The 20,346-nt window shown below is 66.1% G+C and carries 22 protein-coding genes; 20 read left to right on the forward strand and 2 right to left on the reverse strand.

Translation table 11 applies throughout. From position 1 onward, the window contains the following. Window positions 1–129: 129 nt before the first annotated feature. From F595_RS0105265 to F595_RS0105350, 18 genes are all read left to right on the forward strand, one after another. The gene (locus F595_RS0105265; RefSeq protein ID WP_022955826.1) at window positions 130–1,272 is read left to right on the forward strand and encodes a flagellin; all 1,143 of its coding nucleotides are present in this window, start codon (window positions 130–132) and stop codon (window positions 1,270–1,272) included. 113 nt (window positions 1,273–1,385) lie between these two features. Continuing rightward, window positions 1,386–1,766, forward strand: a complete 381-nt coding sequence (locus F595_RS14465) for a flagellar protein FlaG (RefSeq protein WP_022955827.1) — start codon at window positions 1,386–1,388, stop codon at window positions 1,764–1,766. 22 nt (window positions 1,767–1,788) lie between these two features. After that, the gene (gene fliD / locus F595_RS0105275; protein ID WP_022955828.1) at window positions 1,789–3,156 is read left to right on the forward strand and encodes a flagellar filament capping protein FliD; all 1,368 of its coding nucleotides are present in this window, start codon (window positions 1,789–1,791) and stop codon (window positions 3,154–3,156) included. 78 nt (window positions 3,157–3,234) lie between these two features. Continuing rightward, entirely contained in the window at window positions 3,235–3,678 is a 444-nt protein-coding gene (gene fliS, locus F595_RS0105280) for a flagellar export chaperone FliS (protein ID WP_022955829.1), read from the forward strand. A gap of 4 nt (window positions 3,679–3,682) precedes the next feature. Beyond that, window positions 3,683–4,039: a flagellar protein FliT gene (locus F595_RS0105285; protein ID WP_022955830.1), complete on the forward strand. Its 357-nt coding sequence runs from the start codon at window positions 3,683–3,685 to the stop codon at window positions 4,037–4,039. A 20-nt stretch (window positions 4,040–4,059) separates the two neighbouring features. After that, entirely contained in the window at window positions 4,060–4,641 is a 582-nt protein-coding gene (locus tag F595_RS0105290; protein WP_022955831.1) for a PilZ domain-containing protein, read from the forward strand. 179 nt (window positions 4,642–4,820) lie between these two features. Then, on the forward strand, window positions 4,821–5,897 hold the full coding sequence (locus tag F595_RS12910; RefSeq protein ID WP_211213139.1) for a sigma-54 interaction domain-containing protein: 1,077 nt from the start codon (window positions 4,821–4,823) through the stop codon (window positions 5,895–5,897). Window positions 5,898–5,922: 25 nt separating this feature from the next. Beyond that, the gene (fliE, locus tag F595_RS0105300) at window positions 5,923–6,282 is read left to right on the forward strand and encodes a flagellar hook-basal body complex protein FliE (RefSeq protein WP_022955833.1); all 360 of its coding nucleotides are present in this window, start codon (window positions 5,923–5,925) and stop codon (window positions 6,280–6,282) included. Between the two features lie 53 nt (window positions 6,283–6,335). Then, window positions 6,336–8,012, forward strand: a complete 1,677-nt coding sequence (gene fliF / locus F595_RS12915; RefSeq protein WP_022955834.1) for a flagellar basal-body MS-ring/collar protein FliF — start codon at window positions 6,336–6,338, stop codon at window positions 8,010–8,012. Further along, on the forward strand, window positions 8,002–9,018 hold the full coding sequence (fliG, locus tag F595_RS0105310) for a flagellar motor switch protein FliG (protein ID WP_022955835.1): 1,017 nt from the start codon (window positions 8,002–8,004) through the stop codon (window positions 9,016–9,018). The genes fliF and fliG overlap by 11 nt, the downstream gene beginning before the upstream one ends. Next, window positions 9,008–9,664: a flagellar assembly protein FliH gene (locus tag F595_RS12920; RefSeq protein ID WP_084682838.1), complete on the forward strand. Its 657-nt coding sequence runs from the start codon at window positions 9,008–9,010 to the stop codon at window positions 9,662–9,664. The genes fliG and F595_RS12920 overlap by 11 nt, the downstream gene beginning before the upstream one ends. Further along, entirely contained in the window at window positions 9,664–11,031 is a 1,368-nt protein-coding gene (fliI, locus tag F595_RS0105320; protein WP_022955837.1) for a flagellar protein export ATPase FliI, read from the forward strand. The genes F595_RS12920 and fliI overlap by 1 nt, the downstream gene beginning before the upstream one ends. Before the next feature lie 11 nt (window positions 11,032–11,042). Further along, on the forward strand, window positions 11,043–11,540 hold the full coding sequence (gene fliJ / locus F595_RS0105325; RefSeq protein WP_022955838.1) for a flagellar export protein FliJ: 498 nt from the start codon (window positions 11,043–11,045) through the stop codon (window positions 11,538–11,540). Continuing rightward, window positions 11,537–13,090: a flagellar hook-length control protein FliK gene (locus tag F595_RS0105330; RefSeq protein ID WP_022955839.1), complete on the forward strand. Its 1,554-nt coding sequence runs from the start codon at window positions 11,537–11,539 to the stop codon at window positions 13,088–13,090. The genes fliJ and F595_RS0105330 overlap by 4 nt, the downstream gene beginning before the upstream one ends. A 122-nt stretch (window positions 13,091–13,212) precedes the next feature. After that, window positions 13,213–14,205 (forward strand): acrylyl-CoA reductase (NADPH), encoded by a 993-nt coding sequence (gene acuI / locus F595_RS0105335; protein ID WP_022955840.1) that lies wholly within the window; start codon window positions 13,213–13,215, stop codon window positions 14,203–14,205. Between the two features lie 11 nt (window positions 14,206–14,216). Continuing rightward, a complete protein-coding gene (locus tag F595_RS12925; RefSeq protein WP_022955841.1) occupies window positions 14,217–14,660 on the forward strand; it encodes a DUF3465 domain-containing protein in 444 nt (147 codons plus the stop codon). Between the two features lie 90 nt (window positions 14,661–14,750). Further along, window positions 14,751–15,449 carry an NAD(P)H-dependent oxidoreductase gene (locus tag F595_RS0105345; RefSeq protein ID WP_022955842.1) on the forward strand — a complete coding sequence of 233 codons (699 nt, stop codon included), beginning with the start codon at window positions 14,751–14,753 and terminating at the stop codon, window positions 15,447–15,449. Between the two features lie 343 nt (window positions 15,450–15,792). After that, the gene (locus F595_RS0105350) at window positions 15,793–16,200 is read left to right on the forward strand and encodes a DUF4332 domain-containing protein (RefSeq protein ID WP_022955843.1); all 408 of its coding nucleotides are present in this window, start codon (window positions 15,793–15,795) and stop codon (window positions 16,198–16,200) included. Window positions 16,201–16,282: 82 nt separating this feature from the next. On the opposite strand, the gene F595_RS0105355 is transcribed toward F595_RS0105350, so the two are convergent. Then, the gene (locus F595_RS0105355; protein WP_169446959.1) at window positions 16,283–17,353 is read right to left on the reverse strand and encodes an AraC family transcriptional regulator; all 1,071 of its coding nucleotides are present in this window, start codon (window positions 17,351–17,353) and stop codon (window positions 16,283–16,285) included. Window positions 17,354–17,441: 88 nt separating this feature from the next. Here F595_RS0105355 and F595_RS0105360 point away from each other — a divergent pair, with 88 nt between their 5' ends. Together F595_RS0105360 and F595_RS0105365 are read left to right on the forward strand one after the other, a co-directional pair. Further along, complete coding sequence (locus F595_RS0105360) at window positions 17,442–18,377, forward strand: sterol desaturase family protein (protein WP_022955845.1); 936 nt, start codon at window positions 17,442–17,444, stop codon at window positions 18,375–18,377. A 245-nt stretch (window positions 18,378–18,622) separates the two neighbouring features. Continuing rightward, entirely contained in the window at window positions 18,623–18,970 is a 348-nt protein-coding gene (locus F595_RS0105365) for an HVO_A0114 family putative DNA-binding protein (RefSeq protein ID WP_022955846.1), read from the forward strand. A 173-nt stretch (window positions 18,971–19,143) separates the two neighbouring features. Here the strand turns inward: F595_RS0105365 and F595_RS0105370 are convergent, their stop codons facing one another. Next, the gene (locus F595_RS0105370) at window positions 19,144–20,136 is read right to left on the reverse strand and encodes an integron integrase (protein ID WP_022955847.1); all 993 of its coding nucleotides are present in this window, start codon (window positions 20,134–20,136) and stop codon (window positions 19,144–19,146) included. Window positions 20,137–20,346 lie beyond the last annotated feature (210 nt).

Below are 20,346 nucleotides of genomic sequence, written 5' to 3' on the forward strand. Positions count from 1 at the left end.
TTTGTGGGGCAAGTGTAAAGGGGCCTAAAGAGCCCGGAATGCAAGTCGATAGTCAGGGTGTTAGCGAAATAAACGCCACAGTGGCCGAGATCGCTACCGCCTACGTCCCAAGACATATGGAGAAACATCATGGCTCTGTCCATCAACACCAACGTCGCTTCCCTGAATGCTCAGCGCACGGTCTCGAAGTCGCAAGATGGACTGGCCACTTCGCTGCAGCGCCTGTCCACCGGTCTGCGCATCAACAGCGCCAAGGATGATGCTGCCGGCCTCGCCATCAGCGAGCGCTTCACCAGCCAGATCCGCGGCCTCAACCAGGCAGCCCGCAACGCCAACGACGGCATCTCGCTGGCCCAGACCGCCGAAGGTGCTCTCGGTGAAGTCGGTTCCAACCTGCAGCGTATCCGTGAACTGGCCGTGCAGGCTTCCAACGGCACCAACACCCAGGCTGACCGTGACGCCCTGAACTCGGAAGTCACCCAGCTCAAGGCTGAAATCCAGCGTGTCGCCGAACAGACCAACTTCAACGGCAACAAGCTGCTCGACGGCTCGTTCACCGGTGTCTCGTTCCAGGTCGGTGCCAACGCCGGTGAAACCATCAGCGTGAGCAGCATCGCCAACGTTCAAGTGGCAGCCTTGGGTGGTACTGTCAACCGTTTCACCGCCACTGCAGCGGCCTCGTCGATTACCGACTTCACGGCGATTGCTGCCGGCGGTATCACCGTCAACGGCACCAGCATTGGAGCCATCGGAGTTGCTGCCAACGCACAAGAGCGCGCTGGTCAGGTTACCGAAGCGATCAACCGTGTCTCGTCGACCACCGGCGTCGGTGCTTCGTACGACACCACAACGGGCTCGATCACGCTGACCAGCTCTGCTGCGATTGTGTTCGGTGGTGCTGATGCAACAGTCGTCAAGTCTGGCTTCACTGGCACTGTCGGTGCATCCACTCCTGCAGTTGGCGTGGCTTCCGCAGATGTGTCCAGCTTCACTGGAGCACAAAACACGATCGCCATGATGGATGCGGCACTGAAGGAAGTGAACACGGCGCGCGGCAACCTGGGTGCCATCCAGAACCGCTTCAGCTCGACGATCGCCAACCTGCAGACCACCTCGGAAAACCTCTCGGCTTCCCGCGGTCGCATCCAGGATGCCGACTTCGCCGCCGAAACGGCCAACCTGTCCAAGGGCCAGATCCTGCAGCAGGCCGGTACCGCGATGCTGTCGCAGGCCAACTCCCTGCCGCAGGGTGTCCTGGGTCTGCTCCGCTAAGGGCAGTCGCCGGGGTTGTCACCGCCCCGGCAGCATCATCCCGCAGGCAGGGGGCGCGTCGCGCTCCCTGCCTGCACCTGCTTGACGTTCCAGCCTGCGGGCGGAGGTGAATCATGGACAACATCGCAGCCGTACAGTCCCTGCGCATTCCGGCGGCGGTCTCGCCAGCGACCGGAACCCCGGTATCGCCGGTCGCCTCATCGCCATCGGCCAGCACAGTGACAGCGGTTCCGGCGCCGACACTGTCAGCACCAGTCGCAAGCGGCGAGGCCGCTGCACCGAGTGCCGAGCAGATAAGAAATCTCGACCAGTTGTTACAACAACGCCAACAACATCTGTCGTTGAGCGTGGATGATAAGAGTGGTCATTCGGTGATCAAGATCATCGACAGCGAGTCTGGCGACGTCATTCGCCAGCTGCCCTCGGAGGCTACGCTGAAGCTGGCCGAGTCCCTGTCCGAACAGGGCTCCGGACTGATTCACGATCGCGCCTGAGGCGCCCACAGGAGTCGACATCATGGCAGGCATCTCGTCCGCGGGACTGGGCTCCGGCCTCGACATCAACAGCCTGGTCAGCCAGCTGGTGCAGGCGGAAAGAGCGCCGGCCTCTGGTCGTCTGACCACGCGCGAAACCCGGGTCAGCTCCAAGCTGTCGGCCTACGGCACCCTGAAGTCGACCATCGCCGAGTTCCAGGAGTCGCTGAAGAAGCTGAAGAAGATCGAGACCTTCCAGAACCGCTCCGCCAAGGTCAGTGACGAGTCCCTGCTCAAGGCCACCGGCGGCACCACCGCCACGCCGGGCAGCTATCGCGTCATCGTCGAATCGCTGGCACAGACGCAGAAGCTGGCAAGTGACGCCTACGCGACCAGTTCCACCGTGGTCGGTACCGGTCAGCTGCAGTTCAGCGCCAACGGCAAGTCCTTCAATGTCGACATCACGGCGGCCAACAACACTCTGGCCGGCATCCGCGATGCCATCAATGGCGCCTCCGGCAACCCCGGCATCAAGGCCTCCATCGTCAATGCCACCACCGGATCGCATCTGGTGATCACGGCGGCTGGCAGCGGCACGGCCGAGGGCATGACCATTGCCGTCAGTGGTGCCACCGGCAGTCTCGGCGATCTCGCCTACAACCCGTCGGCTGGCAGCAATCCGATGACGGTCAAGGTTGCCGCCACCGATGCCCGCATCGACCTCGACGGCTTCAAGATCACCTCGTCCACCAATGTGTTCAGCAATGCCATCGACGGCGTCACGCTGACGGCGGCCAAGGTCGATCTGGCGACGCCCGTCGACATCACGGTGGCCAACGACAGCAGCGCCTCGAAAACAGCTGTCGACCAGTTTGTCAGCAGCTACAACAAGCTGCAGACCAAGCTCAATGAAATGACCGCCTACAACGCCACCACCAAGTCGGCGGGGCAGTTGCAGGGCGATTCGCTGACCTCTCGCCTGGCCTCCCAGCTGCGCAACGAACTCAACACCGCCTTGTCGGGCGTCGATGCCGATCTCGACACGCTCACCGAGCTCGGTATTACCAGCGCGGCCAAGACAGGCACGCTGAGCGTCAACAGCAGCAAGCTGGACACGCTGGTGAGCGAGCGCTTCGAGGATGTCGCCGCCTTGTTCACCGGAGACAACGGCCTCGCGGCACGCATGAACAAGATGCTCGATGCCTTCAGCGGCAGCGATGGCTCCATCGCGGCACGCACCAAGAGTCTGCAGGGCGAGCAGAAGTCGCTGACCACGCAGCGCGAGGCGCTGGACCTGCGCATGACCCAGCTGGAAGCGCGCTACATGAAGCAGTTCACGGCGCTCGACACCATGATGTCCAGCCTGGCCAGCACCAGTGCATTTCTCAGTCAGCAACTCGCCTATCTGTGAAAAACAGGCTCAAGTCTCCCGGCCTGACGTCGATAAACAAGGTATGCAAGCCACACCGTACACAAGGGGGACGACACCATGAAATTTGGATACGCACACGCTGCCCGCGCCTATGCCGACATGGGTCGTCATGCCAGTGTCGAGGCCGCCAGCCCCCACCGTCTGGTGCAGATGCTCTTCGAAGGCGCCCTCGATCGCATGGCAGCCGCACGCGGTGCCCTGGCGCGTCGTGACATCGCCACCAAGTGCCACGAGATCGGTCGTGCCGTGCGCATCGTCGAAGGCCTGCGCATGAGCCTGGACCGTCGTCTCGACACCCCGCTGACCGCCAACCTCGACGAGCTCTACGATTACATCGGCCGCCGTCTGCTGCTGGCCAACCTGAACAACGACGACGCCATCCTCGACGAGTGCGCGCGTCTGCTGCGCGAGGTCAAGGCTGGCTGGGACGAGATTCCCATGCACCTGCGTGACGGCGTGCCGGCGCAGTCGGCCGACCTGGCCGTGGCCGTGGGGGGCTGAGATCATGCTGACCCATGCCGAGGTGATCGCCTTTCCGAAACCGGCCTCGCCGGAGCGGCTGACCTGGAACGGCCTGCTGGAAATGACCCATGCGCTGCTCGAGCAGGCGCGACAGGGTGACTGGACCGGAGCCCTGGCTCTGCAGCAGGCACGCCGTCCACTGCTGGAGCAGTATTTCCGCGAGCATCCCGAACACATCGACCGCCAGGAGCTGGCGGCCGGCATTCGTGTCATGCTCGGTCTCGATGCCGAGGTCACCCGTCTGGCGGCCGAGCACCGTCAGCAGCTTGACGACGAGATGTCGGGCATTCATCGTGCCGGCAATGCCGCCGGCGCCTACCTGCGCCACCAGGGCCTGTGACGACCAGCGAGTGAGCGACCATGCCGAACCGTGACACCGGTAACCGTCCTGTCGAGGACGCCATCGCCAGCGAAGAGACGCTGGCCGAGACCATCTGTCTCGATGGCGTGTTCCCGGTTTCCTGGAAGGAAATGCCTGCTGGCCTGGCCGATGTCGAATACGCGGCGCTGCACGAAGGCAACCTGATGCTGCTCAATGCCATCGCGGTCATGGAGCAGCCTCGCCATGCCGAGGGCGAAGAGGGCAGCGCGCTGCACCAGGACATGTTCCGCCTCGAAGCCAAGGTCGACCTGCTCACCAGCCTGGTGACCCGTCTGCTCACCCATTACGAGATGGTGCCGCCGCTGGCCGCCGTGACCCTGACCGCGCGTACCTTCCACTGGCATGGCAAGGTGCTGCCGGCCGAGCCCGGCCAGTCCGGCATCATCGAGCTCTACGTGCATCCGCTGGTGGCTGCGCCGCTGCGCCTGCCGGCACGCATCGAATCCGCCGGCGTCGCCAGTCTGGGTGAGATGTCACAGCCGGTGCGCAACGGGCTGGAGAAGTTCCTGTTCCGTCAGCACCGCCGCCAGATCGCCGTGCATCGCCAGGCGCGGAGCTGAGTTCATCACCCAAGTGGTCAGTTTTTTACTCGCGCAATGAACGGGTTACAAAAGCCTGACAATTCTGGCCTCAAGTCGTACGAACAGCGCCTCAATCAGCAACTGATCGCCAGCGTCAAATAACCGACAGTCACCTCATGAACTTCGCTGACGGACAGGGGTCCGAAGGGAGCATGAAGATGAATCTCGGTATCGTCGAAACCATCCAGGCCAACAAGCCCGTCAACAGCCCGCTGGGCAACTCGCCGGCCATCGTGCAGGTGCGCAAGCTGGTCAGCCAGGTTGCCGCCCACAACACCCTGGTGCTGATCCAGGGCGAGTCCGGCAGCGGCAAGGAAGTGGTGGCGCGTGCCCTGCATGACAGCTCCGACCGTGCCGGCAAGCCCTTCATCCCGGTGAACTGCGGCGCCATCCCCGCCGATCTGCTGGAAAGCGAGCTCTTCGGCCACGAGAAGGGCGCCTTCACCGGCGCCATCGCCACCCGCAAGGGCCGCTTCGAGATGGCCGAGGGCGGCACCCTGTTCCTCGACGAGATCGGCGACATGAGCCTGCCAATGCAGGTCAAGCTGCTGCGCGTGCTGCAGGAGCGCTGCTTCGAGCGCGTCGGCAGCAACCAGACCATCCACAGCAATGTACGCATCATCGCGGCCACCCACCGCGATCTGGACGCCATGGTCGATGCCGGCACCTTCCGTCAGGACCTGTACTTCCGCCTCGCCGTGTTCCCCATTCAGGTGCCGCCGCTGCGCGACCGCGTCGAAGACATTCCGCTGCTGCTGCAGCATTTCCGCCGCCGCCTCGAAGCCCGTGGCGACAAGCCCGCCGAGTTCAGCCAGGGTGCCCTGCAGGCCCTGATGCAGCACCGGTGGCCGGGCAATATCCGCGAGCTGGAAAACCTGGTCGAGCGCATGTCCATCACCCATGCCGGCGAGCTGGTACGAGTGCGTGATCTGCCGGTGCGCTATGCCGGCGACTTCATCCAGAGCAGCGAAGACGAGAAGTCCTGCCTGCTCGACAAGCCGCTGATCTCGGCCATACCGGCGGCACGTCCTGCCGAGGAGCGCGAAGAGGCTGCCGCACTGCCCAGCCAGGGCATGGATCTGCGTCAGCATCTGCAGGATCTGGAAGTGAACTACATCAACGAAGCCCTGCGTCAGGTCAACGGCGTGGTGTCCCAGGCAGCCAAGCTGCTCGGCCTGCAGCGCACCACGCTGGTCGAGAAGATGAAGAAGTTTGGCCTGCAAGCTGCATGGTAAGCCACAGGATTGACGGAGCAGGGCAATGAACGGCATTTCAGGCGTCGACAACATTCTCAGCCAGATTCGTAGCATGCGGCAGCAGACCAGTCTGCCGGTGGGCGGCGCTGGCAGCACCCCGGTGCCGCTGCGTCCGCTGGACACGGCATCTGACGTCAAGCCGGCCGGCTTCAGCGATCTGCTGAAGAACTCCGTGCAGGCGGTGAACCAGACCCAGAGCAAGGCCACCGAGATGACCACGGCCTGGGAGCGCGGTGACAGCGAGGTCAGCCTGACCCAGGTCATGGTGCAGCTGCAGAAGGCCGACGTGTCCTTCAAGGCCATGATGGAAGTACGCAACAAGATGGTCGACGCGTACCAGGAAGTGATGCGGATGTCGATCTGATCGATCTCCGGATTCAGTGACCAGTCAGCAACAGCACCAGACAGGACAGCATCATGGCCAAGGCGGATCTCAATCAACTCAAGCAGCGCTTCGCAGCCAACGGCCTTCCGGCCTGGGCGCGTCAGCTGATCCTCATGGTCGGTGTTGCCGCCAGCGTGGCCATCGGCCTGTCGCTGGTGCTGATGAGTCGTGAGCCGGACTACCGCGTGCTCTACAGCAGCCTGCCGCCGGAACGCGCCAGCGCTGTCATGGATGCGCTGACGGCACAGAACATCGCGTACAAGCTCGAAGACAACACCGGCGCCATCCTGGTTGCCGAGAAAGAGCTGCACAATGCCCGCCTCAAGCTGGCTGGCAGCGGCCTGATGCAGTCCGAGGACGGCACCGGCCTGGAAATGATCCGCGAGGAAAAGGGCTTCGGCGTCAGCGAGTTCATGGAAACCCGCAAGTACCAGCATGCCCTCGAAGTCGAGCTGGCACGCACCATCGAGAGCATCCAGCAGGTGCGTTCGGCACGCATTCATCTCGCGCTGCCCAAGCAGAGTGTCTTTGTGCGTGACCGCAAGTCGGCCAGCGCCTCGGTGATGGTCGACATCCAGCCCGGCAGCACGCTCGAGCAGAAGAACGTCAAGGCCATCATGAACCTGGTGTCGGCGAGCATTCCCGAGCTGACCCCGGAGCAGGTCACGGTGGTCGACCAGCAGGGCAATCTGCTGTCCCGCGTGGACCGTGACGATGCCCTGGAGATCAGCAACCGCCAGTTCACCTACCGTCAGCAGGTGGAAAAAGCCTACGAAGAGCGCATCGAGCGCCTGGTGTCGGCGATCACGCCGTCCGGCCAGGTGCGTGTGCAGGTGTCGGCCGACATGGATTTCTCGCAGCAGCAGGAAAGCCGTGAAAGCTACAACCCGGACAAGGCCGTGGTGCGCAGCGAGCAGATCACCACCAGCAACAGCGGCACTGCATTGGCCAAGGCCGAAGGCGTGCCGGGCGCGCTCAGCAACCAGCCGCCGGTGGATGCCACGCCAGCGCCGGGTGCCAGCGAAGCCGGCGCGGCCACGGCCGCTGCCACCGGCAACTCCGCGATCACCCGCAACTACGAAATCGAACGCGTGCTGAACTACAGCGCGACCCCCGGCGGCGCCATCCGCAATCTGTCGGTGGCCGTGGTGGTCGACAGCGCCCCGGTCAAGGACGCCGCCGGCAAGATCGTCAAGGCCGGCCCCGGCACCGCCGACCTCGAACGCATGACCGGTCTGGTGCAGGGCGCCATCGGCTTCCAGGTCGAGCGTGGCGACAAGGTCACCGTGGTCAGCGCCCCGTTCACCAATGTCGACATGGCCAGCATGGGCGAGAGCGAAGAAGCCGCCTTCTGGGAGCAGGCCTGGTTCCGTGACCTGATCAGCCAGGTGCTCATCGGTGTTGCCGTGCTCATCGTCGCCCTCAGCGTGCTGCGTCCGCTGCTGCGTCAGCTGCTCGGCGGCGGCACGGGTGGTGCTCTGCCGGAGGCCGTGCCGCTGCTGGCCGGCGGTCCGCAAGGCGACGCCATGATGCGCATGGGTTATGTCGGTCCGGACGGACTGCCGGCACCAGCTCACGCCGCGCCGCTGGCCCTGCCGTCGAACCAGATGCTGGAAGATCGCATGAACGCGGTGCGCCACGCCGCCGCCGAAGACCCGCGCCTGGTGGCGCAAGTCGTGAAGAGCTGGGTGATGCCAAATGAACAGTAATGCCGCCGTTGCCGTCGCGCCGGGAAGCCAGCAGGCCGCCATGCTGCTGCTCATGCTGGGTGAGGACCGTGCCGCCGAAGTGCTGAAGTACGTGGGTTCCGAAGCCGTCGAGCGCATCGGCATGGCCATGGCCGGCATCCGCGAGGTCAACAACGACCAGGCGCTGCAGGTCATCGACCAGTTCGGCTCCGCGCTCAAGGCGCACACCCCGCTCGGCGTCGGCGTGCCGGATTACGTGCGCCAGGTGCTGGTCAGCACGCTGGGCGAGCAGCAGGGCCGCACCCTGGCCGACCGCGTGCTCGGCGAATCGGCGCCGGTCGAGATCGACTCGCTGCGCTGGCTGGATTTCGACACCGTGGTGCAGATGCTGCGCGACGAGCACCCGCAGATCATCGCCATCACCCTGGCCCACATGGCCAAGGACCAGGCCGGCATGATCCTCGACAAGCTCAGCCCCGAGCTGCAGCAGGACGTGGTGCTGCGCATCGCCACGCTGGAAAAGATTCCGCAGGCGGCGCTGATCGAGCTGCAGGACATCCTGCGCAACAAGCTGTCGCTGTCGGGCTCGTTCAAGTCCAAGGCCATCGACGGCGCCAAGGCCGTCGCCGGCATCATGAACTGCGTCGGCTCCGACACCGAACAACGCATCATCCAGGCCCTGAGCCAGGCCGACAGCACGCTGACCGCCAAGATCCAGGACCTGATGTTCGTCTTCGACAACCTGATCACGCTGGATGACAAGGGCATGCAGCTGCTGCTGCGCGAAGTCTCAAGCGATCTGCTCGGTCTCGCCCTCAAGGGCACCGCCGAGCCGCTGCGCGAAAAGATCTTCAAGAACATGTCCAAGCGTGCCGGCGAGATCCTGCGCGAAGACATGGAGACCCGCGGTCCGGTCAAGATGAGCGACGTCGAAGCCGCCCAGAAGGACATCGTGGTGATTGCCCGCCGTCTTGCCGAGGCCGGCCAGATCACGCTCGCCACCGGGAGAGACGATTATGTCGAGTAAGATGGCCCAGGCCTGGTCGCGCTGGCAGATGCCGGCCATGCACGACATTCCGGCACGTCATGCCGGCCATGACGAGGACTATGTCGATGTCGCCACGGCCGCCATGCCGCGTCACGATCACGAGGCCGACCTCGCCGCGCTGCGCGAAGCCGCGCGCCAGGAAGGCTGGATGCAGGGCCTCAACGAGGGCCGCCAGGCCGCACGCGGCGAACTGCGCCTGCAGGCCGAGCGCTGGCAGCAGCTGATCCGTCATTTCAGCCAGCCGCTGGCCGCACTCAACGAGCAGGTCGAAGAGGAATTGCTGGGACTGGCCTTCGCGCTGGCTCGCCAGGTGGTCGGCGAGACCCTGGCCGCCGAGCCCGAGCGTGTGCTGACTACCTTGCGCGAGGCGGTGGCCGCGTTGCCGGCCTCGTCGCGTCATGTGCGCGTGCACTTGCACCCGGAAGACGTGCATCTGGTCCGCGAAAACCTGCCGTCTGGTGACGATGTGCACTGGCAGCTGATCGAGGATGCCACCATCACGCGTGGTGGCTGCCGCCTGGAATCCGGCAGCGCGCGCATCGACGCCCGCGTCGAGACCCGTCTGGCCGAAGCCGCGCAGCGTCTTGACCTGCCGCAGCCGGTGCCTCTGAGAGTAGTGAGCTGATGACCCAGTCGCCCGACATCGATGCCACCCGCCAATGGCTGAAGGCCCTGAGCAGCCGTCGTCAGCAGCTCCAGGAGCCGCTGGCGCCGGTGGTGGAAGGGCGCCTGCGCCGCATCGTCGGCATGATGATCGAGGTCGAGGGCATCACCGCCGCCATGGGCTCGCGCTGCGCCATCGAGACCGGTGACGGCGGCTGGCTGGAAACCGAGGTGGTGGGCTTTCACGGCGACCGCCTGCAGCTCATGGCCACCGGCGAGATGGTCGGCATCAAGCCCAATGCCCGTGTCGTGCCGGTCGCCAGCGACCCCAGCGTGCCGGTCGGCGACGGTCTGCTCGGACGCGTCATCGATGCCTCCTCGCGTCCGCTCGACGGGCTCGGCCCGCTGCAGACCCATGCCCGCCGGCCGCTGCTGGCGCATCCGCTCAACCCGCTGCAGCGCCAGCCCATCCGCGAACCGCTGGATGTCGGCATCCGTTCGCTGAACGGCCTGCTCTGCGTCGGTCGCGGCCAGCGCATCGGCCTCTTCGCCGGCTCCGGCGTCGGCAAGTCGGTGCTGCTCGGCATGATGACCAAGCACACCGAAGCCGAGATCGTCGTGGTCGCGTTGATCGGCGAGCGTGGCCGTGAAGTCAAGGAATTCGTCGACCACATTCTCGGCCCCGACGGCATGGCTCGCGCCGTCGTCGTGGCCACGCCGGCCGACCACTCGCCGCTGATGCGCCTGCGCGCGGCCTGGGTCGCCACCGCCATTGCCGAGCACTTCCGCGACGAAGGTCGCCAGGTGCTGCTGCTGATGGATTCGCTGACCCGCTTCGCCCAGGCCCAGCGCGAGATCTCGCTGGCGGTGGGCGAACCGCCGGCCACCAAGGGCTATCCGCCGACCGTGTTCGCGCGCCTGCCGGCGCTGGTCGAACGGGCCGGCAACGGGCCTGCCGGCGGCGGCTCCATCACCGCGTTCTACACCGTGCTCGCCGAGGGTGACGACCAGCAGGACCCCATCGTGGACTCGGCGCGCGCCATCCTCGACGGCCACATCGTGCTGTCGCGTCACCTCGCCGAGGCCGGGCATTTTCCCGCCATCGACATCGAGCAGTCGGTGAGCCGGGCCATGAACGACATCATCAGCAAGCCCTATCGCCTCGCGGTGCGCCAGTTCCGCCAGCTCTGGGCGCTGTATCAGCAGAACAAGGACCTGATCGCCATCGGTGCCTACCAGCGCGGTGCCGATCCCCGCGTCGACGAGGCCATTCGCCTGCAGCCGCTGATGACGGCCTATCTGCAGCAGGACGTCGACGAGGGCGTCACCGTGGACGAGGCGCAGCAGGGCCTGAGCCAGCTGCTCTCGCTGACCAGCCAGCCGACCTGAGGTAGCCCGTCATGAAGCCGCGTTCGCAACGCCTGCAACCGGTCGCCGATGTCGCCCAGCGCAACGAGGCGCAGCACATGAAGCTGGTGGCGGCGGCGCGTCAGCGCCTGGCTGACGGCCAGCACAAGCTGCTGCAACTGACGGAATACCGTGACGAATACCGTCAAGGCCTCGACAGGCAGCGCGGCGGCGTCATCAACCTGACGCAGCTGCAGACCGCGCGGCACTTCCTGCAGCGCCTGGATGACGCGATTCGCCAGCAGCAGGCCGAAATCGTCAAGCTGGAACAGAACGTGCATGTCTGTTTGACACGCTGGCAGGACGCGCGCCGCCAGCAGAAGAGCCTGGATGGCCTGATTGATCGCTACCGCGACGAGGAGCTGCTGCAGCGCGAGCGCAAGCAGCAGGCCCGCGACGACGACATGGCCGGGCAGCGCTGGCTGCGCCAGCGTCAGCAGCAGGCACAGGATACCCACGCAGCGAGCGACGCTGCAGGAGCAGGAACATGATGTCAGGACTGGCGGCCCGCGAGGCCACAAGCGCACTGTCGGGCGTGCTGCCGGCGGCGGCTGTGTCGGCCGATCCGGCGGCGGCAGGCAAGGGCGGCAACCCGTTCGCGTCCATCCTCTCGGGCATGCTGCCCGGCGAGGCATCGCCGGCCGCGACCGCTGCTGCACCAGCCTCCGCAACCGGCCTGCCAACCTCGGCGAGAGCGGCCAGCGCGGCAACGGCGACTGCCACCGGCAGCACGGAGGCCACCCTGGCAGATGTCGGCAGCACCGCGTCTGCGACCGCTTCCGGCGAGCTTGCGACTCCCGTCACGGCTGCTGCCACGGACAGCAGCGCCGCCAGCGGCCTCGATGCCACGGCAGCCGCACTGGCAACGCCGGTGACCACGACGCTGGCCGGCATGCTGTCGGCAACCACCGTGGCAGGCAGCGACAGTGCCGTCGAGGCCAGCGCCGAAGGCAGCGACAGCGAGACGGCCGAGGATGACCCGCTGACCGCGATGGCAGATGATAGTTCCAGCGCGGCGCTGATGCCCGGTCACGCCGCGCTCACGCCGGCGCTGACCCATGCCGCGCCGCTGCAGCTTGCCGGTCATCCGGCTGCCGCCGCCCTGGCCCAGGCCGTGGCGCGTGCCGGTGGCCAGGCCGCGTTGCCGGGCGACAGCGGCGAGGCGCCAGGCGACAAGACGCTGCCCGACGGCCTGCTCAAGGCCTCGCTGCAGCAGGCCGTGCAGGCACAGCAGAACAGTTCGGCGCTGGCCGCGCACGGCGCCGCGGGTGCGCTTGGCGCAACCGGAAGCGGTCATGCCCAGGCCGCCTCGGTGGCATCGCTGAATGCCGCGCCGGCCTGGCTGTCGGTGCTGCGTGATGCCATGAGCAGCGGCCAGCCGGTGGCTGCCTCGGCTCTCGACGGCATGGTCGCCGGTGAGACTGGCGGCAGCCCGGGCCTGTCCGGCGAGTTCTCGCTGCGTCTGGCACAGCCCGCCGTGAGCCGCGAGCTGCCGGTGTTCACGCTGGCGCCCAACGCCCAGCAGGACACCAGCGCCTGGACCGCCGCCTTCAACCAGCGCCTGACGCTGATGGCGCAGCAGGGCATGCAGCAGGCCAGCCTGACCATGAACCCGGTCGACCTCGGTCCCATCGAGGTCCATCTCAGCATGGCCGATGACGTCGCCCGTGTGCAGTTCTCGGCCCAGCATGCCGCCACCCAGGACCTGATCGAGTCCGCGCTGCCGCGTCTGGCGCAGGCCTTCGAAGCCCAGGGCATGCGTCTTGAAGACGCCCGCGTCAGCGCACAGCCGCTGCGTGCCGACACCGGCTTTCTGGCTCAGGCGGGCGGACAGTCGTCCGGGCAGCAGCTGAACCAGGGCCAGAACCAGAGCCACGGCGCGTCGGCACAGGCCGGCGGGCAGGGCGGGGATGGTCGTGGCCAGGCGCAGGCCGGACAGACCGGTCAAGCGACCGGTTCGGACAGCTTCCTGAGCGACACCTCCAGCACCCCGGCCTCCGCCATCGCCAGCGCTGACGGCGCGGTCGACTACTACGCCTGAGCGGACGGCGCCCGTCTGCACCCAAGTGCCTGCACGGGCCGGTCTCTGACCGGCCCTTGTCTTTTGCGCGCTGACACCAGACCATCGGGGACCTGTCCCGAGATCGTCCGGAGTCCGTCATCGTGTCGTTTCCCGCCATCCTGCTGAGCCGCCCCGAATCGGGCTTCCACGCCGAACTCACCACGCTGCAGCGCGAGCAGCTGCCCGATGCCGACGTGCACGTCGCCATCAGCCATTCCACGCTCAACTACAAGGATGGCCTGGCCATCTGCAACCGCTCGCCGGTGGTGCGCCAGTGGCCCATGGTCGCCGGCATTGACGGCGCCGGTACCGTCATCGACAGCCGTGATCCGCGCTGGCAGGCCGGCGACGCCGTCGTGCTCAACGGCTGGGGCGTGGGCGAGACGCACTGGGGCTGCCTGGCCGGCGAGGCCCGTCTCAAGGGCGACTGGCTGATCCGTCGCCCGGAGGCGCTCAGCGCCCGCGACTGCATGATCATCGGCACCGCCGGCTACACCGCCATGCTCTCGGTGCTGGCCCTGGCCGACCATGGCGTGGCGCCGTCACATGGCGAGGTATTGGTTACCGGTGCCGGTGGTGGCGTCGGCTCGGTGGCCGTGGCCCTGCTGGCCCGGCGCGGCTTTACCGTCGTCGCCAGCACCGGCCGCGTCGACGCGCTGGGCGAGAGCCTGACCGCGCTCGGCGCCAGCGAGGTGGTCTCGCGCGAGTCGCTGTCGCAGCCCGGCAAGCCGCTGCAGAAGGAGCGCTGGGCCGCCGTCGTCGACTGCGTCGGTTCGCACACCCTGGCCAACGCCTGTGCCCAGACCCGCTACGGCGGCGTGGTCACTGCCTGCGGCCTGGCCCAGGGCATGGACTTCCCGGCCTCGGTGGCACCGTTCATCCTGCGTGGTGTCACCCTGCGCGGCATCGACAGCGTGATGGCGCCGCGTGCCGCACGCGAGCGCGCCTGGGCCACGCTCGCCACCGAGCTCGACCGCGCCACCCTGGACCGTCTGTGCAGCCGTGACATCGGCCTCGACCAGGTCATCAGCACCGCCGGCGAGCTCATGGCCGGCAGCGTGCGCGGCCGCGTCGTCGTGCGCGTGACCGGCTGAGTCGGGCCATCATGTCCGCGTTCAAGGGCAAGTCCGCCTGGAGCGGCTGGCTGCTGCTGTTGCTGCTCATCGTCGGCATCAGCCAGTACCGCGAGTCGCTCAGCAACCCGGCCCCCGACGACGACGTCTCGGCGCTGGCCGAGGCCTTCAGCCAGGGCCGCAGCGACGTCTGGCTCAACGGCGTCGGCGAGGTCAGCAAGCTGCTGCCCGATGACAACACCGGCAGCCGTCACCAGCGCTTCGTGCTGACCCTGGCGCATGGCCAGACCGTGCTCGTCGCCCACAACATCGACCTCGCACCGCGCATCGACGGCCTGGTCGTCGGTGATCGCATCCGCTTCCGCGGCGAGTACGAGTGGACGGCGCAGGGCGGGGTGGTGCACTGGACCCATCACGACCCGCGCGGCCGCCACGACGGCGGCTGGCTGGAGAAGGACGGCAAGCGCTACCGCTGACCCCGGCAGCCGTGGTAAACAGCGTGCTCGCGCCAGCCGGCGACACCACCATCCGGCAGCCACCGTCCAGCCATTGCCAGGGAGACCGCCATGCAGGTCCTGATCGTCCACGCCCACCCCGAGCCGCAGTCCTTCACCGCCGCCCTCAAGGATGCCGCCGTGGCTGACCTGACCGCCGCCGGCCACACGGTGACCGTGTCCGACCTCTACGCCATGCAGTGGAACCCGGTCGCCAGCCCGGCCGACTTCGCCACCCGCGGCAACCCGGACTACTTCAACTACGCCCTCGAACAGCGCGCCAACACCGAGGCCGGCACCCTGGCCCCCGACATCGCCGCCGAGCTGGCCAAGATCGAGGCCGCTGACCTGGTGCTGTTCACCTTTCCGCTGTACTGGTTCTCGGTGCCGGCCATCCTCAAGGGCTGGATAGACCGCGTCTTCGTCTCCGGTCGTGCCTATGGCGGACGCCGCATCTACGACCGTGGCGGCTTTGCCGGCAAGAAGGCCTGGCTGGTGCTGACCTGCGGCGGCCGCGAGCACATGCTCAGCGAAGGCAGCATCCACGGCGACATCACCGCCATCCTCAAGCCGGTGCTGCAGGGCAGCCTGGGCTATGTCGGCATGACCGTGCTGCCCCCGTTCGTGGGCTACCACGTGCCCTACCTGACGCCCGAAGCACGCGGCGAGATCCTTGCCGACTTCCGGGCGCAGCTGGCGCGCATCGACGAGATTCAGGCGCTGCCGATGCCGGTGATGGCGAATTTCGATGCGCAGCTGAAGCCGCTCTGATTCAGAGGCTGGCTCCTGGAGCTGGCTCCGGGGGTGGGGGATGTTCGTCCCCTGCGGGGATCGAACACCGCCCATCCCCGGAGACGGCACATGGCCGACCCACAATGCGGATTCAGCAGCGTGTGACTCGGGCCTTGGTGGTCTGACTTACCGCTACTGCCCGATATGAGGCCGTCGTGACGGAAGTGGGTATTTCGGCCCCGAACGGGGCCCGAAAACCCACTCCCGGCACGCCAACCTCTAATACCCGACAAACGGCACGCTCAAAAGACAACCTGTCACACGCCGCTCAATTCTCTGGCGTACCCTCGGATGGTCATTCAACCGCACAGGAGACCATCTCATGGGGACCAAGCTGGAAGCGATCGAGGGCATCGGCCCGGCCTATGCCGCCAAGCTGATCCAGGCTGGCGTCAGCACCGCCGAAGACCTGCTGGTAAAGGCGAAGACGGCCAAGGGCCGTGACATGCTGGCACAGGCCAGCGGCGTCGCCGAAAAGCTCATCCTGGGGTTTGCCAACAAGGTCGACCTGACGCGGGTCAAGGGCATCGGTGCCGAATACGCCGACCTGCTCGAAGCTGCCGGCGTCGATACCGTGCCCGAACTGGCTCGCCGCGTGCCGGCCAACCTGGTCGCCAAGCTCGCCGAGGCCAACGAGAAGGTCAAGCGCGTCACCCGCCTGCCGGCGGAGTCCGAGGTCGCGCGCTGGGTAGAGTTCGCGAAGTCGTTGCCGCGCGTCATCGAGCACTGATCCGTGTGAGCCCTGCCTGCCCTGGGGGTGTCTGATTCCTGGAGGGAACAGACACCCCCAGGGCAGGCAGGGCCGACCACCTTCAGAGCTGGTAGCGGCGCCGCCAGCGCGCGGGGCTCATGCCGGTCTGGCGCGTGAAGGCGCGGGTGAAGGCGCTCTGTTCGGCGTAGCCGAGCAGGTCGGCGATGTCGCAGAGGGTCAGGCGCGGGTCGCGCAGGTATTCCTCGGCCACGTGCTGGCGCGTGCGCTCCAGCAGCTCGCGAAAATTCAGGCCGGCCTGCTGCAGGCGGCGGTGCAGGGTGCGCTCCGACACGTGCAGGGCCTCGGCCAGCGCGGGCAGGGTGGCGCGCTGCTGACGCAGGGCCTGGGCCAGCCAGCGCCGCATGGTGCCGATGTCACTGTCGACCACCGGCAGCTGCGCCATGAGCTGGTCGATCTGGCGCTCCAGCAGACCCAGCAGCTGCGGGTCGGGCTGGCGCAGCGGCAGGTCCAGCACCACCGCTGGAATGCGCACCTCGGTATCCGTCCCCGAAAACGTCGGTGTCACCCCGAAGAAGGCGGTGTAGGGCGCCACGTCCGCCGGCGCCGGGTTCACGAACTGCACCTGTACCGGCGCCTCCAGCGCCCCCGTCAGCAGGCGTGCGCACTGCACCAGCGTTGCCACCGCGCACTCGTCCACCAGCGGGCCGGGGCGACCGTGATCCGTGCCCCAGTGCAACACCAGCCAGTCGGTGTCGCCCTCGTGGCGATGCAGGCGCTGCAGCGGGTTGATGTCGTTGATCAGGCGCTCGTAGCGCTGCAGCCGCTCCATCGCCGCGCCCAGCGTCAGGCACGACTGCAGCACGTAGCCGAACAGCCCCAGATGATGAATGCGGATGTGGCGGCCGATCATCAGGCCCAGATCCGGGCGCTGCCAGGCCGCTGACACCGCCTGCAGCACCTCGCGCCAGGCCGGCATCGGCATCACCACGGCATCGCCCAGCCGTTCCTTCAGCGCCAGCAGCGCCGGATGCTGCGCCACCGTCTCGCCACGTTCCTGCACCAGCTCCTCCAGCACGCGCACATAGGCCGTGCTGACGTGGCCGTGGCGGGCGGCATCGGGGAGGGGCGCTGCGGCAGCGCGCGGCGTGGCGGAATCGGTCATGTCAGTCATGGCGAGAAGTGTCAAAAAATTGGCCGTGACCGTCAAGCCATCACTACCCCGACGCGCTATTCTGCTGACATCACAGGAGGGTAATGCAATGCAAGCACTCGAAACATGGCTGTACCAGATGGTGCACTGGCTGGAGCAGCTCACCGGTTTTCCGGTCGACACCAAGCAGATCATCCTGATCGGCCTCACGCCGCTGTTCCTCGGCGCCTTCTTCGTCGAGTGGCGCGTCATGCTGCGCCGCGGCCAGGACAAGTACTTCAAGGGCCAGCTCATGCCCATCCTGACCAACCTCAACCTTGGCGCCGCCTACCAGGCCTTCGAGCTGGTCGTGCACGCGTTCATCTTCATGGCGGCCATGCACTGGGTCTACGGCCAGCGCTTCTTCGACGTGCCGTTCAACGGCTGGACCATCCTGCCGCTCTTCATCCTGCTCGAGCTCTGCTACTACGTGTTCCACCGCACCAGCCACCGCGTGCGCTGGTTCTGGTGCGCCCACGTCGTGCACCACAGCGGCGAGCACATGACGCTGAGCACGGCCATGCGCCAGAGCATGCTGTACTCGCTGACCGGCTACTGGCTGTTCTTCACCCCGCTCATGCTCATCGGCGTGACCCCGGAGATGACGCTGGCCATGTACGCGGTCAACCTGGCCTACCAGTACTTCGTGCACACCGAGTCGGTGCGCAAGCTGCCGGCCTGGTTCGAGTACGTGTTCGTGACCCCGTCGCACCACCGCGTGCACCACGCCCGCAACCCGCAGTACATCGACAAGAACTACGGCGGCGTGCTGATCATTTTCGACCGCCTGTTCGGCACCTTCGCCGAAGAAGTCGAACCCGTGGAATACGGCATCGTGCGCCAGGTGCACAGCAACAACATCATCACGCTGAATTTTCACGAGTTCGTCGACATGGTGAAGGACATGCTCAAGCCCGGCCCGCTGTGGCTGCGCCTCAAGCACTTGTGGGCGCCGCCCGAGTGGGAGCGTCCCGGCCTCGAGCGTTCGCTTGAACAGAAAGGATGACCTGAGGAAATGACAGGGCCGCCGCAAGGCGGCCTTGCTGTTTCTGGCGGCGTACTTGTCGCGAACGGCACAGGCGAAACCGGTGGGCATGGTCCATATCTGTATCGCAAGCATGCAACACGAATGCTATTGCGTATGGACAATATATTGCTAGGATGCCATATATGTCTGGACATGCTTTGGTACGGGCAAAGGAAGTTCGTGATGACGGCAGCATTGTCGATATCGTGCCTGGGAGAGCGAACATGAAAGCGATCATTGATCTGGCGCCACGCAGCAGCGTATTTGCCACGGCAGCCGCGCAACTGGCGGCAGGCGGCGAGAGCGATTTTCGACTGCATTTCGAGTCGGCACGAGCCCTGTTCTCTGAACTCACCCCGGCGCGCATCGAGTTGCTGGATACCCTGCGTCGTCAGGGGGCGTGCAGCGTTTATGCTCTGGCCAAGGCCGCAGGCCGAAACTACTCCAATGTGCATGGCGACATTGCCGCACTGGAGAACCTGGGGCTGGTAGCCCGCGACGCGAGCGAGAACGTGACCGTGCCGTTCGAGTCCGTTGAAATCCGTTTGTGTCTTGCGGACGCAGTCGCCTGAACCGTTGCCTGACTACCTGCCCAATCGGGCAGGTGACACGCCTTGATCCGCTCGCGTTCAATGCCGGCAGGTGCACTTGCTGCGGTGTTTGCTGTCGCAGCCGTGCTTGGTCACACACATTTCCTTGAGCCGGTGGCTGCACGCGTCGTGCGGTAGCCTGCCCGGATGGCAGGTCAGCGCCGGTCCAGCGGACTGATCACGCCACGCCCGCCCTGGTTCAACACATGGGTGTAGATCATGGTGGTGGACACATCGGAATGCCCCAGCAGCTCCTGCACCGTGCGAATGTCGTAGCCACCCATGAGCAGGTGCGTGGCAAAGCTGTGACGGAGGGTATGCGTGGTGGCAGGCTTGACGATGTCGGCGGCCTGCACGGCTCGCTTGATTGCACGCTGCACGGCCTGCTCGAAGATGTGATGCCGCCGTCGCACGCCGGTGACCGGATCCAGCGAGAGGTGGTCTGCCGGAAAGCACCAGAACCAGCTCCAGCTGGTTGCCGCGCCGGGGTACTTGCGAGCCAGTGCATCCGGCAGGGAGACACCCGGTTCAGCGCGCGCCCGGTCGCTGTCATGGCACTGGCGAGCGGATTTCAGCTGTGTCTGCAGGTCCGTGATCAGACTGGCAGGCAGCATGGTCACGCGATCCTTGCCGCCCTTGCCGGCACGTATCGTGATTTCATGCTGCTGAAAGTCGATGTCCTTGATGCGCAGCTGGCAGCACTCCATGAGCCGCATACCGGTGCCGTAGATCAAGCGGGCCATGAGGCCGGTGACACCGCTCATGCAGGCCAGCAATGCACTGACTTCATGGTGAGACAGCACGACCGGTCGACGCTCGCGGGGTTTGGCGCGGGTGATCTTGTCGAGCCAGGGCAGGGTCAGTCCGAGCACTTCCTTGTACAGAAAGAGCAGTGCGGCCAATGCCTGGTTCTGGGTGCTGGCAGACACCTCGCGGTCGGTGGCCAGCCATGACAGGAACGCTTCGATGTCGGGGCCGTTCATGTCTGCCGGGTGTCGTTTGCCGTGGAAGAGAATGTAGCGCTTGATCCAGTGCGTGTAGGCCTGCTCGGTGCGTCTGCTGAGGTGTCTGGCGCGAATGCGGCGTCTGACCTGTTCCAGCAAGGGCAGGGCGGTGCTGCGGTGATTGTCCGGTGCCGTTGTCGACATGATGCACGCCTCTTGCCTGCGGAATCATGTCATTAACGCTAGACACGGTACCGGCATATCGCCAGTCGTGCAGCTTATGCAGCAGGCTGTCGGGAGGTCAGGCAGCTGTCACGCGGGATGACAGAAAAGCTGCGATAGTTGACGGACAGGGCTGCGGTGACGGGTTTTTCAAGGCGTTGATTCAAGGGGTTTTTCATGGCCGCCAACGGT

This window comes from Perlucidibaca piscinae DSM 21586 (assembly GCF_000420045.1).
In the GTDB taxonomy this organism is placed as follows: Bacteria; Pseudomonadota; Gammaproteobacteria; order Pseudomonadales; family Moraxellaceae; genus Perlucidibaca; species Perlucidibaca piscinae.

Excerpts from the sequence above, each read along its gene's own strand:
- F595_RS0105265 (WP_022955826.1), top strand. The coding sequence starts at position 130 with ATGGCTCTGTCCATCAACACCAACGTCGCTTCCCTGAATGCTCAGCGC.
- fliI (WP_022955837.1), top strand. The coding sequence starts at position 9,664 with ATGACCCAGTCGCCCGACATCGATGCCACCCGCCAATGGCTGAAGGCC.
- F595_RS0105365 (WP_022955846.1), top strand. The coding sequence starts at position 18,623 with ATGAAAGCGATCATTGATCTGGCGCCACGCAGCAGCGTATTTGCCACG.
- fliG (WP_022955835.1), top strand. The coding sequence starts at position 8,002 with ATGAACAGTAATGCCGCCGTTGCCGTCGCGCCGGGAAGCCAGCAGGCC.
- F595_RS12925 (WP_022955841.1), top strand. The coding sequence starts at position 14,217 with ATGTCCGCGTTCAAGGGCAAGTCCGCCTGGAGCGGCTGGCTGCTGCTG.
- fliJ (WP_022955838.1), top strand. The coding sequence starts at position 11,043 with ATGAAGCCGCGTTCGCAACGCCTGCAACCGGTCGCCGATGTCGCCCAG.
- F595_RS12910 (WP_211213139.1), top strand. The coding sequence starts at position 4,821 with ATGAATCTCGGTATCGTCGAAACCATCCAGGCCAACAAGCCCGTCAAC.
- F595_RS14465 (WP_022955827.1), top strand. The coding sequence starts at position 1,386 with ATGGACAACATCGCAGCCGTACAGTCCCTGCGCATTCCGGCGGCGGTC.
- fliE (WP_022955833.1), top strand. The coding sequence starts at position 5,923 with ATGAACGGCATTTCAGGCGTCGACAACATTCTCAGCCAGATTCGTAGC.
- F595_RS0105290 (WP_022955831.1), top strand. The coding sequence starts at position 4,060 with ATGCCGAACCGTGACACCGGTAACCGTCCTGTCGAGGACGCCATCGCC.
- F595_RS0105345 (WP_022955842.1), top strand. The coding sequence starts at position 14,751 with ATGCAGGTCCTGATCGTCCACGCCCACCCCGAGCCGCAGTCCTTCACC.
- F595_RS0105370 (WP_022955847.1), bottom strand. The coding sequence starts at position 20,136 with ATGTCGACAACGGCACCGGACAATCACCGCAGCACCGCCCTGCCCTTG.
- F595_RS0105360 (WP_022955845.1), top strand. The coding sequence starts at position 17,442 with ATGCAAGCACTCGAAACATGGCTGTACCAGATGGTGCACTGGCTGGAG.
- F595_RS0105350 (WP_022955843.1), top strand. The coding sequence starts at position 15,793 with ATGGGGACCAAGCTGGAAGCGATCGAGGGCATCGGCCCGGCCTATGCC.
- fliD (WP_022955828.1), top strand. The coding sequence starts at position 1,789 with ATGGCAGGCATCTCGTCCGCGGGACTGGGCTCCGGCCTCGACATCAAC.
- F595_RS12920 (WP_084682838.1), top strand. The coding sequence starts at position 9,008 with ATGTCGAGTAAGATGGCCCAGGCCTGGTCGCGCTGGCAGATGCCGGCC.
- fliF (WP_022955834.1), top strand. The coding sequence starts at position 6,336 with ATGGCCAAGGCGGATCTCAATCAACTCAAGCAGCGCTTCGCAGCCAAC.
- F595_RS0105285 (WP_022955830.1), top strand. The coding sequence starts at position 3,683 with ATGCTGACCCATGCCGAGGTGATCGCCTTTCCGAAACCGGCCTCGCCG.
- F595_RS0105330 (WP_022955839.1), top strand. The coding sequence starts at position 11,537 with ATGATGTCAGGACTGGCGGCCCGCGAGGCCACAAGCGCACTGTCGGGC.
- fliS (WP_022955829.1), top strand. The coding sequence starts at position 3,235 with ATGAAATTTGGATACGCACACGCTGCCCGCGCCTATGCCGACATGGGT.
- F595_RS0105355 (WP_169446959.1), bottom strand. The coding sequence starts at position 17,353 with ATGACTGACATGACCGATTCCGCCACGCCGCGCGCTGCCGCAGCGCCC.